The organism is Streptomyces sp. CB02959 (assembly GCF_002803155.1).
GTDB lineage: Bacteria > Actinomycetota > Actinomycetes > Streptomycetales > Streptomycetaceae > Streptomyces.
This window is the reverse complement of record NZ_NNBP01000012.1, coordinates 98,496-111,078: the sequence shown is the minus strand read 5'-3', so window position 1 is coordinate 111,078 and position 12,583 is coordinate 98,496. Positions and strand designations below refer to the sequence as shown.

General features: G+C 72.9%; 8 protein-coding genes and 1 tRNA gene. 6 read left to right on the top strand and 3 right to left on the bottom strand.

Annotated features, from left to right (window positions below):
• Positions 1-50: 50 nt before the first annotated feature.
• On the bottom strand, positions 51-1,070 hold the full coding sequence (locus CG747_RS20515; protein ID WP_100603234.1) for an esterase family protein: 1,020 nt from the start codon (positions 1,068-1,070) through the stop codon (positions 51-53).
• Positions 1,071-1,437: 367 nt separating this feature from the next.
• On the opposite strand from CG747_RS20515, the gene CG747_RS20510 reads away from it, so the two are divergent.
• Together CG747_RS20510 and CG747_RS20505 are read left to right on the top strand one after the other, a co-directional pair.
• A complete protein-coding gene (locus CG747_RS20510; protein WP_100603233.1) occupies positions 1,438-3,504 on the top strand; it encodes an FUSC family protein in 2,067 nt (688 codons plus the stop codon).
• A gap of 152 nt (positions 3,505-3,656) precedes the next feature.
• On the top strand, positions 3,657-4,805 hold the full coding sequence (locus CG747_RS20505) for a rod shape-determining protein (RefSeq protein ID WP_100603232.1): 1,149 nt from the start codon (positions 3,657-3,659) through the stop codon (positions 4,803-4,805).
• A gap of 174 nt (positions 4,806-4,979) precedes the next feature.
• Here the strand turns inward: CG747_RS20505 and CG747_RS20500 are convergent, their stop codons facing one another.
• Complete coding sequence (locus CG747_RS20500) at positions 4,980-5,729, bottom strand: TetR/AcrR family transcriptional regulator (protein ID WP_257980565.1); 750 nt, start codon at positions 5,727-5,729, stop codon at positions 4,980-4,982.
• Between the two features lie 113 nt (positions 5,730-5,842).
• Here CG747_RS20500 and CG747_RS20490 point away from each other — a divergent pair, with 113 nt between their 5' ends.
• A complete protein-coding gene (locus tag CG747_RS20490) occupies positions 5,843-7,258 on the top strand; it encodes an FAD-dependent monooxygenase (protein ID WP_180985620.1) in 1,416 nt (471 codons plus the stop codon).
• Positions 7,259-7,350: 92 nt separating this feature from the next.
• Here CG747_RS20490 and CG747_RS20485 read toward each other — a convergent pair.
• A tRNA-Arg gene (locus tag CG747_RS20485) sits at positions 7,351-7,426 on the bottom strand.
• A gap of 312 nt (positions 7,427-7,738) precedes the next feature.
• Between CG747_RS20485 and CG747_RS20480 the strand changes: the two genes are divergently transcribed.
• The 3 genes from CG747_RS20480 to CG747_RS20470 all read left to right on the top strand — a co-directional run bounded on the left by CG747_RS20480 (position 7,739) and on the right by CG747_RS20470 (position 12,483).
• Positions 7,739-9,478 (top strand): dynamin family protein, encoded by a 1,740-nt coding sequence (locus tag CG747_RS20480; RefSeq protein ID WP_100603229.1) that lies wholly within the window; start codon positions 7,739-7,741, stop codon positions 9,476-9,478.
• Positions 9,479-9,717: 239 nt separating this feature from the next.
• Positions 9,718-11,649: a YfjP family GTPase gene (locus CG747_RS20475; protein ID WP_308303792.1), complete on the top strand. Its 1,932-nt coding sequence runs from the start codon at positions 9,718-9,720 to the stop codon at positions 11,647-11,649.
• A 291-nt stretch (positions 11,650-11,940) separates the two neighbouring features.
• Positions 11,941-12,483, top strand: coding sequence for a single-stranded DNA-binding protein (locus CG747_RS20470; protein ID WP_100603227.1), 543 nt, complete (start codon positions 11,941-11,943; stop codon positions 12,481-12,483).
• Positions 12,484-12,583 lie beyond the last annotated feature (100 nt).

Below are 12,583 nucleotides of genomic sequence, written 5' to 3'. Positions count from 1 at the left end.
GCCGCCACGGACCGGTGTCCGTCGCGACCGCCCTCCGGTCCGCCCCGCGCTCAGCCGGTCGGACCCTGCATGTGGGCGCTGACCCACTGCATCGTGCCCATGCCCAGGCCCTGGACGTAGGTGGCGCCGCTGTGCGTGCCGTCCGGCACGACCTGCAGCCGCGTCTTCACCGGCCCGTGGCCGTACTGCGCGATGAACTTCCGCACCTTCGGGAGGACGGTGTTCTCCTTGGAGCCGTCCTGGAAGGCCAGGTAGACGTCCGGTCCGCCGCGGGCGATCAGCTGGTGCGCCAGCACCTCGGGGTTGTTCGCCCGCATCGCCGAGAGGTGGCCCCGCCACAGCGGCGAGTCCGGCACGATGTCCGGCCCGTTGGGGATCGCCACCTTGAAGTCCTTCGGGTTCTGCAGCACGTTCTTCAGTGCCGAGAAGCCGCCCGACGAGGAGCCCATGATGCACCACGCGTTGCGGGTCTTCAGGGTGCGGAAGTTCTCCCTGACCAGGTCGGGGACATCCTTGCTCAGCCACGTGCCGATCTTCGGCTGGCCGGGGATGTCACTGCCGTCGTAGTACTGCTTGTCGTTGGGGTTGAGCACCGGCATCACGACGATGAAGGGCAGGCTCTTGCCCTCCTTCGACCACGTGGCGAGGCTCTCCTCCAGCTTGAGGTCGGAACCGATCCAGTAGTTGACCGGGTAGCCGTAGGCGCCGGGCAGCGCCTCCATGACCGGGAAGCCCTTGTTCGCGTTCTTCTTCTCGTAGTACTCCGGCGGAGCCCACACCCACACCTTCCCGGTGAAGCCGGACTTCTTCCCGTGGTAGGTGGTCAGGGCTATGGGGGTGTCCCCGCCGGCCCCGCCGACCTTGCTGGTCTCCTGGAAGCTGATCGGGTGGGTGGGCATCTGCACCAGCGAGTTCTTGCCGGCCGGCGCGGTCTGCATGGCGGCACCCGTCCGGGGGCCACTGAACCGTACGGGGGTGGCCTCGGAGTCGCTCGTGCCGCAGCCTGCCGTGGCACCGAGGACAGTCAGGGCGATCAACGCGATCACCGGTTTGACAAGGGATTTGCGCACGGGACCTTCTCCTTGGCGAACGGGCCGGGAGTTGTCCCGACCGGCCAGCAAGAGGGGAGGGGGCGGGGACAGGTTTCCCTCCCGCGGTGTCTGCTTGCTCGCATCGCTCCGGGCCGAAAGTCCTTACCCCGCTCTGACCTGTGGTGTTTACGCTCAACGGAGGTCTGGTTTACCGTGATTTTCCAGGTGGGGGCGCGCCGCCGGCGCCAGATGGCACCCCGCGCGCCCCTCTTTCCGCCCCCGGCCGCCCGCTCTCCCGGACCCCGAGCGCGCCCCTTCCGCACCCCCGCGGAGGCATCCGGGTAGCCCTCCCGCACCCGCCGCCCGACACCCCGTCACCCCAGCTCCCGGCCCGTATCCTCTCGCTATGACCTGGTCGCGAGCGCTCAAGGAAGCCGCCCGCTCGGGGCTGACCATCGAACGGGCCAAACTCACCCCGCTGATCGCGATCCGCGGCACCGCCGGCGTGGCCGTCGTCATCGGCCTGTGCCTGTGGCAGGGCAGCCCCGCCCTCGCCGTCTCCTCCGCCTTCGGCGCCTTCTCCTCCGGCATCGCCACCTTCCAGCGCAGCATGCGGCCCCGCCCGGTCCTGGCCCTGGCCGTCGCCGGTGCCCTGGCGGTCTCCACCTTCCTCGGCTACCTGGCCGCCGCCCACGTCGTCGCCTTCGTCCTGCTGCTCACCGGCTGGACCTTCCTGGCGGGCCTGGCCTGGGCGATCGGCCCGGTCTCCGGCCTCATCGGCACCCAGACCGTGGCGATCATGCTGATCACCGTCACGCTCCCGACGTCCGTCCTGGGCGCCCTGCAGCACGCCGCACTGATCGCCTTCGGCGGCCTCGTCCAGGCCACCCTCATCGTCCTGTTCCCGGTACGCCCCTGGGGCATCCAGCGCGACACCCTGGCCGACGCCCTGGCCGCCGAGGCCGACTACGCCCGACGCCTACGGCACGACCCGGTCGCCCCCTTCGACCCCGCGCCCCTGATGGACGCCCGGCTCGCCTCCGCCGTCACCCCCCGCCAGGCCAAGCGCCGCCCCGTACAGCTGCACGGCCCCCGCGGCCTCGCCGAACGCGTCCGCCCGGTCCTCGCCTCACTCGCCGACCCGGTCGTCGGCGCCTCCCTGGAAGGGCCCGAACGCGACCGCGCCCGCGAACTGCTGGGCGCCGCCGCCACCGTCCTGGACGCCGTCGCGCACGCCGTACGGCACGGCAAACCGGTCCGGCTGCCACCGGAGGCGATGGCCGCCCTCGAAGTCCCGGCCACCGGCCCGATGCTCAGCGGCCCCGCCCGCCGCGCCGCCTACCGCCTGATCTCCCTCCTCGCCGACGCCGTCGAACTCACCGACGAACCCGTCGAGGCCACCCGCCCCACCACCACGGCCGAACGCGGCCACCTGCTGCGCCCCAGCGTCCCCAGGCTCGTCCCGGTCGCCCTCCGCGCCCTGCGCCGCGAGGCCCGCTGGTCCTCCCACATCTTCCGGCACGCCCTCCGCGTCGCCGCGGTCGCCGCCGCCGGCTACCTGCTCGCCACCACCCTCCACTTCGGCCACGGCTACTGGGCGCCGCTCGCCTCCGTGATGGTGATGCGCCCCGACTTCGCCCAGACCTACTCCCGCGGCGTCGCCCGCTTCGCCGGCACCCTCGTCGGCGTCACCATCGCCGGCGCCCTGATGGCCCTGGCCCATCCCGGCGTGTACATCAGCGCCGTCCTCGCCCTGGTCTGCGTCTTCCTGATGTACCTGCTGATGCGCACCGGCTTCTCGGTCACCTCGGCCTGCATCGCCGGCTACGTCGTCTTCCTGCTCGGCATCGTCGGCGCAGGCTGGGAGCAGACCGTCCAGGAACGCGTCGTGCTCACCCTCGTCGGCGGCATCCTGGCGATGCTGTCCTACGCGCTGTTCCCCGCCTGGGAGACGCCCCGCCTCCGCGACCGCCTCGCCGACTGGCTCACCGCCAACGGCCGCTACGCACTCGCCGTCCTCGACGGCCACGCCCGGCCCGCCGAACGCCGCCCCCGGCAGGTCCGCGAGGCCCTGCTGGACGCCCGCGCGGCCCGCGCCGCCTGGGAGGTGAGCGAGGCCCGCGCCGAGAAGGAGCCGGTCCGCCACCGCGGCCTCTCGCTGCACGCGGCCCGCACCGCCAGCGCCACGCTCGCCACGATGAGCCGGGTCACGATGATCCTGGAGGCCCACCTGCCCGACAAGGACGCCGAACCCTCGCCCGGCGCCGCCGTGTTCGCCACCGCCCTCCACCCCGCCCTGGACCGCGCCGCCCGGGCCGTCCGCGACGGCACCCCCCTGGACTGGAGCGGACCGCACGCCGTCTGGGAACGGTGGAACGCCGAGGGCGAGCACACGGGAGTCGCCGTCCGCGCCTCCGAACTCCTCCTGGACGCCCTCGACGACCTCGCCGAGGCGCTGCCCCCCGACCCCTGACCTTGCCGCCTCTTTACCCCGCGAACCACCCCCGCAGGAACCATTCCGCACCCCCAGTAGTCTAGATAATTGCCCGCAATTACCGTCATTGGTCGGCCAATGACGCTCTCTGCGGCGCAATGTCCTCCCGAGAGAGAGCAAACGAACTCCCCATGGCGTCCAGCACTTCGTCCGGTACGTACGACATAGGCATCGACCTCGGCACGGCCAACACCCTCGTCTACGCCCGCGGCAAAGGCGTGGTGCTGAACGAGCCGTCCGTGGTCGCCGTCAACGCCGCCGGCGACGTCGTCGCCGTCGGCTCGGAGGCCAAACGCACCATCGGCCGCACGCCCTCCGGGATCACCGCGATGCGCCCCCTCCGGGAAGGCGTCATCGCCGACTTCGACGCCGCCGAGCAAATGCTGCGGGCCCTGATGAAGAAGGCCCTGCCCAGCCGCCGCTTCTCCCGCCCCCGGGTCGTCATCTGCGTCCCCTCCGGCATCACCGGGGTCGAACGACGCGCCGTCATCGACTCCGCGCGGGGCGCCGGCGCCCGCGAAGTGCACCTGATCGAAGAGCCGATGGCCGCCGCGATCGGCGCGGGCCTCCCGGTGGCCGAACCGGTCGGCTGCATGGTCGTCGACATCGGCGGCGGCACCACCGAGGTCGCCGTCGTCTCCATGGGCGGCCTGGTCACCGCCCACTCCGTACGGGTCGCCGGGGACGCGATGGACGCCGCCATCTCCACGTACATCAAGAAGGAACACGGCCTGGCCATCGGCGAACGCACCGCGGAAGAAATCAAGATAGCCATCGGCTCCGCCGGCTGGACCCCCGAGGACACCACCGCCCTCACCGCGGCAACCGCCGCAACCGGAGCCGACGTCGACGCCGACTCCGAGGCCCTCCCGTCCCCCGAGCCGTCGCCCTCCCCCTACTCCTTCACCGTCCGCGGACGCGACCACCTCAGCGGCCTCCCCCGCCTCCAGGAGATCACCGCCGAAGAAATCCGCACCGCCCTCGCCGAACCGGTCGAGGCCATCGTCCGCGCCGTCCACCGCACCCTCGACGAATGCCCCCCGGAGCTCTCCGGCGACATCATCGAACGCGGCATCGCCCTCACCGGCGGCGGCGCGCTGCTCCGCGGCCTGGACCGCCGCCTCCGTCAGGAGATGGGCGTCCCCGTCACGGTCGCCGACGCCCCCCTGGACTGCGTCGTCAACGGCACCGCCAAATGCGTCGACGAATTCGCCACCCTGCACGGCCTCCTGACGGGCGCGAAGGAGCAGCCCCGCAGGGCGGTCCGACTGGGCCTGTAGCGGCGGCACCCGTAGGACCTCCCCTGCCTCGCGGCCCGTCCGCCCCGAGGCAGGGGACCGGGGCGGTCACGGCCGTCCGCCCGGCGGGGGACACCCACCCGCCACCGGGGCCCGGGGGAAGACGAACACCACCAGGGCCCGAGGGAAGACGAACACCACCGGGACGCGACCACCTCACCGCCGTGCGACGTACGCCTCCAGCCCGTCCAGGATCCGCTCCAGCCCGAACTCCCAAGCCTGATCCCGGGACGCGCCCGCCGCGGTGTCCGCCACCGCCGCCGCGACCGCCGGAAACCGCTCGGACCGCCCCACGAGCAGCTCGTTGAGCGCGGCGCTCATCGCCGCCTCCGGCTCCTTCGCCCGGGCGCTGCCCACGCCCATGGACACCGACACCTGCGCGATGGCCCGGATGTGCCCGCTCACCACCATCACGGCGTCCAGCTGCTCGCCGCCCGTCAGCCCGGTGTCCGCGAGCGCCGCCAGCGCCCGCTCCGTCCAGCCGAGTTCATGGGGGCCCATCACCCGCGGCCCGACGATGGCGCTCAACAGCCACGGGTGCCGGTCGAAGACCGCCGCGAGCTCCTCCGCCCACCCCCGCAACGCGCCACGCCAGTCGCCGGCCGTGGCGCCCGCCGGCTCCGGCGGCTCCCCCATCGCCATGTCGATCATCAGCGCGACCAGCTCCGACTTGCCGGGCACGTACCGGTACAGGGACATCTTCGTGAAGTCCAGCTCGGCCGCGACCCGCTGCATGGAGACCGCGCCCAGCCCACCGATGTCGGCCAGCCCGATGGCCGTCTGCGTGATCCGTTCCAGGCTCAGCGCCGGCTTGGGGCCGCGGCTCGGCCGCCCGCGCCCGCCCCACAGCAGCTCGACACTGCCCGCCTGATCCCCGAACACACTGATTTTCTCGTCTCCAGCCACCCCCGCATCCTAAAACTGCGTCCACCGGTATACATATCTGCGTCCACTGGATACAGTTACTCCATCACCACGCCGTACCGCACCACACCAGACCGACACAGGGGGAGCGTCCAATGGCGCACGATGCAAAGACGACGACGCCGGCCGCGCCGACGACCACCGCAACGACCGCCACGACCGGCGTGACCGCCACGACCGGCGTGACCGCCACGACCGGCGTGACCGGCGCGACTGCCGCGCCGCCCAGGCCCACCCGGCCCCGCACGGTCCTGATCTCCGGCGCCAGCATCGCCGGCCCGGCCCTCGCCTACTGGCTCGCGCGCTACGGCTTCCACCCCACCGTCGTCGAGGTGGCGCCGACCCTCCGCGGCGGCGGCTTCGCGGTCGACTTCCGCGGTGCGGCGCACCTGACGGTGCTCCAGCGGATGGACGTCCTCGGCAGGATCAGACAGCGCCGCACCGCCGGCAGCCCGATGGCCTTCATCGACGCCCGAGGGGAGCAAGTAGCCTCCATGCCCCCCGAGTTCGCAGGCGGCGACATCGAGATCCTCCGCTCGGAACTCTCCCGAGTCCTCTACAACCACACCCACCCCACCTCCCAAGCCCCTTCCTCCCCTCCCCCCTCCTCTTCCTCCCCTCCCTCCACCGAATACCTCTTCGGCGACTCCCTCACCTCCCTCACCGAATCCGCCGACGGAGTCCACGTCACCTTCGAGCGCGCCGCACCCCGCACCTTCGACCTGGTCATCGGCGCCGACGGCCTGCACTCCACCGTGCGCCGCCTCGCCTTCGGCCCCGAAGAGCAGTTCGTCAGCCACCTCGGCTACTACGTCGCCGGCTGGGACCTCCCGCCAACGGCCGCCCCGGACCTCGCGGCCCGCGCCGTCGGCTACAACGAGCCAGGCAGGTTGGCGACGGTCGGCCGCGTCCCCCGCCGGGCCGACGCCCCCAGCTACAGAGGCGAGACCTTCTGCGTCTTCGCGTCCGAGCGACTGGGCCACGACCGCCGTGACCCGCAGGCCCAGCGAAAGGCCCTCACCCAGGCGTACGAGGGCGCCGGCTGGCGCACCACGGAACTGATCGGGACTGTCTGGGACGCCGACGACCTCTACTTCGACTCCATCAGCCGCGTCGACGTACCGACATGGTCGACGGGCCGGATAGCCCTCCTCGGCGACGCCGCCTACGGCGCCACCGTCGGCGGCATGGGCACGGGCTCTGCGGTCGTCGGCGCCTACGTCCTCGCCGGTGAACTGGCCACCGCGGCCGGCGACCACCGCCAGGCCTTCGCCCGCTACGAAGAGAAACTGCGCCCGTACGTCACCCGCTGCCAGGAAGGCGGCCGCGCCGCCGGAGAATTCCTGGCCCCCCTCACCCAAGAGGCGATAACCGCCCGCAACGCCGCCCTCAACGACCCGGCCACCCTCACCGCCATGCTCCAAGAAGGCCACGAAATCTCGGCCGACATATCCCTCGACGACTACCCGTCCCTGATCGCCACCACCACCCCGGAACAGCCCCACCACTAACCGAACCGCTCCGGACGCCGGGAAGCTTCACCACGCGGCCCGTCCCCGCGCTCCGACCAGCAAAAAGACCCTCCCAAGGGGAGGGTCTGGTCTGGCGCCCCCGGCAGGACTCGAACCTGCGGCCAAGTGCTTAGAAGGCACCTGCTCTATCCACTGAGCTACGGGGGCCGGGTGGTGGGCGTGGATCACGAACCGCGGACCAGGATAGAGGTCCGGGTGGCTCGTCCCGGTTGCTTCACCTCCGTGGCACGTTGTGGAGGTTCGGTGAAGCGATCCCGATAATCGCAGGCAGGTACGAATCCTGCACGGCTTTTGCCGTCTCGCGCGGCGGGTGTTGTGCACTCGTTATGCCTGCGTCTGAAGTGTTAAGAAAATCCCATATGCCACCTATCGCGTTCCGTGGAGATTCTTGCGGCGCACACAAGGGGTTATACGCTTCAAAAACCTAACAAAATTGGGCATTCTGCACATGTGGCGACCTTGGACGTAGGACCCCGGCTGATCGACGCACTGTCCGTTCTGCGTGACCGTGTCGACGCCGCACGATTTCCCCTGCCGCTCGGGGGCGCCGCCCGCGCCCGGCTCAACCGGGCCGAGCTGCTCTCCCAGCTGGACGACTATGTGATGCCCCGCCTGCGCGCCCCTAAGGCACCCCTGCTCGCGGTCGTCGGAGGTTCCACGGGGGCGGGCAAGTCCACTCTCGTCAATTCGCTGGTGGGGCGGCGCGTCTCGGAGGCCGGGGTGCTGCGGCCCACGACGCGTACGCCGGTGCTGGTCTGCCACCCCGACGACCACCGCTGGTTCGCCGGACAGCGGGTGCTGCCGGGGCTCACCCGGGTGTGGGTGCCGGAGCAGGACGGCGGCGAGGGAGGCGAACGCAACGAGGGAGAGGAGAAAGGGCACGGCCGGGCGGCCGGTGAGCCGGAGGCGCCGACGGTGCGGATCGAGACGGACGCCGCGCTGCCCAGCGGGCTGGCGCTGCTGGACGCCCCGGACATCGACTCGCTGGTGGCCGGCAACCGCGAACTGGCCGCCGAGTTGATCTGCGCGGCCGACGTCTGGGTGCTGGTCACCACGGCGGCCCGGTACGCCGACGCGGTGCCCTGGCATCTGCTGCGCACCGCCAAGGAGTACGACGTCACGCTGGTCACCGTGCTGGACCGGGTGCCGCACCAGATCGCCGCCGAGATCTCCGCGCGGTACGCGGAGCTCCTGCTGCGGGCCGGGCTCGGACACGTTCCCCGGTTCACCATTCCCGAGCTGCCCGAGTCCGCGGGCGGGGGCCGCGGACTGCTGCCCGCGACGGCGGTCGCCGGTCTGCGGGAGTGGCTGGAACGGCACGCCCAGGACCCCGTCGCCCGTAGTGCCGCTGCGGACCGGACCGCTTCGGGGGTGATCGCCTCGCTGCGCAGCCGGCTGCCCGCGCTGGCCGGGGCCGCCGCCGCACAGCACGCCGCGGCGCTACGGCTGGCCGGCCGGGTCGAGGAGGCGTACGAGGCGGCCGCCGAGCGGGTACGGCGCGAGGTCGCGGCAGGTGAGGTGCTGGCCGGCGACGCCCGCGCCCACTGGCACGCGCACGGGCTCGGCGGTCGCGCCGACGAACTGCTGGACGCGCTGGCCCAAGGGCTCACCGCACTGCTGGTCTGCGCCGTCGAGGAGGCCGACGAGCGGGCCGCGGGCGCCTGGCGGCGGGACCCCGCGGCGGCCGAGGCGGCGCTGACCGCCATGGACGGGGCCGCGGGAGCCGCCGGGCGGATCGGCGTGATCGTCCGGCGATGGCGGCGCTGCCTGGAGGAACTGGCCGAGGAGGAGACCCGGGAGGCACGCGGCGGCCAGGCCGCTGAACGGGGCGACCCGGTCGACGCCGAGGAACCGGCGGCCTTGCTGGCGACCGCGCTGCTGGGCGGCCGCCGGGCCCGTACGGCGGGGGAGAACCTCGCCGACCTGCTGGGCGCACAGAGCGCGCTGCGGCTGTGTGACCAGGGCGCCCGACTGCTGACCACGTACCTGGCGCGCGCCCTCGACGGTGAACGGGAGCGCCGCCTGGCCCCCCTGGACCGTCTGACGGTGCCGCCCGACCAGCAGGCCGCACTGATCGCGGCGGTGTCCGTGGTGCAGCGCGAGCGGCACCGGACGCGCTCGGTGGCGGAGCGGGAGGCGGAGCGGGAACGCGGACGCCCGGTGGCGGACCGGTACGGGAGAGAGACGGTGACGCGGTGACGGAGTCCGGGGAGCGTCCGGCGGAGACCGGTGCCGGCCAGGACGGCGGTCCGGTGGCGTGGAGTGACGGGACGGGGGACGGCGGGGCGTGGGACGACGGGGTGATCGCTCGGCGGGCGAGGGAGCGGGAGTCGAGGCATGGCGGGCGGCCCGAGGGATCTGGCGCCGGGTCGGATGGTCCGCCGGCGTCCGAGGTGGACGGGGTTGCTGGGATGAATCAGGCAGATGGGGCTTGCGGTGTGGGTGAGGCGTCCCGTGGGCGGCGCCAGAGCGGGGGGCGGGGCACGGGAGCGGGTGCGGTTGCCGGGGAGGGGCCGGGCGGTGGGCGCGGGCACGCGGCCGGGGCCGGCGTCGGGGGCGGTGAGGAGGTCGGGGACTGCGGGCCCGGCTACAAGTGGGTGCCCGGCGGCGCGCGGCGGGCCGCCGAGCAGGGCCTGCGGCCCCGGCTGGAGGCGCTGCGGGAGCTGATCGCGCTGTCCCGGAGCCGGCTGGACGGGAAGGTGCTGGAGGAGGCCGGACGGGTGCTGGAGGCGGCCGACGAGCGTTACCGGCTGTCCGGCGAGCACACCGTCGTCGCCCTCGCGGGAGCCACCGGGAGCGGGAAGTCCTCGCTTTTCAACGCCTTGGCAGGGGCGCCGCGTTCGGAGGTAGCGGCGCGCCGGCCGACGACCGGCGAGCCGGTGGCCTGCGTCTGGTCGGGCGGCCGGCCGGGCGCGGAGGGGCTGCTGCGCCGGCTCGGCGTGCCGGTGCACCGCCGGTACACCCCTGCGCAGGGCAGTCCCGAACTGGCGGGGCTGGTCCTGCTCGACCTTCCCGACCACGACTCCTCGGCCACCGCCAACCGCGAACAGGTCGACCGGATGCTGCAGTTGGTGGACGCGGTGGTCTGGGTGGTGGACCCGGAGAAGTACGCGGACGCGGTGCTCCACGAGCGGTATCTGCGGCCGCTGGCGGGCTACGCCGAGGTCACCTTCGTGGTGCTCAACCAGGTGGACCGGCTGCCCGGCGACGCCGCCGACCAGGTGGTGGACGATCTGCGCCGGCTGCTGGACGAGGACGGGCTGGCGCTGGGCGAGCACGGGGAACCGGGCGCGGCGGTCCTGGCGCTCTCCGCCGCGACCGGCGAGGGCGTGGCGGAACTGCGGGAGGCGCTGGGCCAGTTCGTCGCGGAACGGGGCGCGGCGGACCGCAGGCTGACGGCGGATGTGGACACCGCGGCGGAACGACTGCGGACGGCGTACGTCGCGGAGAGCCGGGTGGGGCTGACCGAGGGGGCCCGGGAGGAGTTCGACGACCGGCTCGCCGAGGCGGTGGGGGCGGTGGCCACCGGGCGGGCGGCGGAACGGGACTGGCTGCGGTATGCGGAACGGGCGTGTGGTTCGCCGTGGTCGCGGCTGCGGGCCCGCCGGAAGGACCGGAGAACGCGACGGCGGGGCATGGCGGCGGCCGGCGGTGGCGGCAAGGGCGCGGGTGCGGTCCGGATCGGCGCACCGCGTACCGGGACGGGACCCACGGGGACGGGGCCCACGGGGATGGAACGCACCGGTGCGGGCGGGCTCGGTTCCGGGGGCGAGGAGGCCGGGCGGGTTGCCTCCGCGGCCGCTGGGGCCGGCGCCGCGCGGGGCGAGGACGGGCGGGCGGCGGCGCGGCCGGTGGTGGAGCAGGCGGTCCGGGCCGTGGCGGGCGAGGCCGCGCTGGGGCTGCCGGTGCCCTGGGCGCAGGCGGTACGGGAGGCCGCGGCGCGGGGGGCCGCGGGCTTGCCGGAGGCGCTGGACGCGGTGGCGGCCGAGGCCGAGGAGGAGTTGCGGCAGGGGCCGGACGTGAAGCCGCGGTGGTGGACGGTGGCGGCCTCGTTGCAGGGGATGCTGTTCGTGCTGCAAGTGGTCGGTGTGCTGTGGCTGTTGGGTGCCGGGACGGGTGTGGTGGCGGCGTCGGAGTGGCTGTCCGGGCTGCTGCCCGCGGTCGTGGGGTCGGTGGGCGGACCGTCACTGACCTGGCTGTGCGGGGTGGCGGCCCGTGGACCGGCCCGACGGTACGGGCAGGAGGCCGAGCGGCGGCTGCGGGGCGCGGCGGCCGGGTGCGGCCGGGCGCGGGTGCTGGAGCCGGTGGCCGCCGAACTGCTGCGGTACCGCGAGGTGCGGGAGCGGTACGCGGTGGCGTCGGGCGTATGAGGTGACCGGCGCCCTGCGGAGGGGCGGCAGGCGGGGCGCCGCCGCCGTCCCCGCCGGGTGACGGAGTTGTCCACAGGCCCCTTTGTCCACAGGCCGCCACGGCCCGTGCCGAATCCGTGCAGCATGGATTCGGCGCAGCGCACGCGGGACGTCACACCACGGAAGAAGAGAAGAAGAGACGCACTGAACGGCAGGCGCGTACGGCAGGCGCGTACGGAAGGCGCGTACGGAAGAGGCGTACTGAAGAGGCGTACTGAAGAGGCGTCATAGAGAGGGGACGGGGGGTCTTTCATGAACGACACGATGGTGACGCTGGTGGGGAACGTGGCCACGGCGGTGGAGTATCGGGAGACCGCGGCGGGGGTGCCGGTGGCGCGGTTCCGGATGGCGGCGACTTCGCGGCGGTGGGACAAGGCCCGGGAATGTTGGGCCGACGGGGAGACGAGTTTCTATACCGTCCGGTCCTGGCGGGCGCTGGCCGACAATGTCGCCGCGTCGGTGGCGGTTGGTGAACCGGTCGTCGTGCAGGGGCGGTTGAGGGTCCGAGAGGGCGAACAGCCGCCGGAGAAAGGGGGGCAGCGCTGGTTCGCGGCAGAGGTCGACGCCCTGGCGATCGGGCACGATCTCGCACGCGGGACGTCCGCATTCCGTCGGGTGGCAAGAGCGCGGAAAGCGGCGGACGGAACGCAACGGGACGTGGAGAGCGTCCCGTTGGAGAAAGTTGAATCGAGTACGACTGTGGTAATGGAAGGGCCGGTGAACCGCCGGACGGTTGCCCCGGTGGGGCGTGCGGGCCCGCCCGGCAATTCACCCCAGAAGGCATCTGTACCCTGAAAAGGTACGGAGATTTGTCGATAATGTCAGCCCAGGGTGCGTGTATTCGGTAACGATTGCGATTCGGATCGCTTATAGGACGCTATTACCGGGGACCCTG

Coding starts and splice junctions, on each gene's coding strand:
- CG747_RS20510 (WP_100603233.1), top strand. CDS start 1,438: ATGACCTGGTCGCGAGCGCTCAAGGAAGCCGCCCGCTCGGGGCTGACC.
- CG747_RS20505 (WP_100603232.1), top strand. CDS start 3,657: ATGGCGTCCAGCACTTCGTCCGGTACGTACGACATAGGCATCGACCTC.
- CG747_RS20490 (WP_180985620.1), top strand. CDS start 5,843: ATGGCGCACGATGCAAAGACGACGACGCCGGCCGCGCCGACGACCACC.
- CG747_RS20470 (WP_100603227.1), top strand. CDS start 11,941: ATGAACGACACGATGGTGACGCTGGTGGGGAACGTGGCCACGGCGGTG.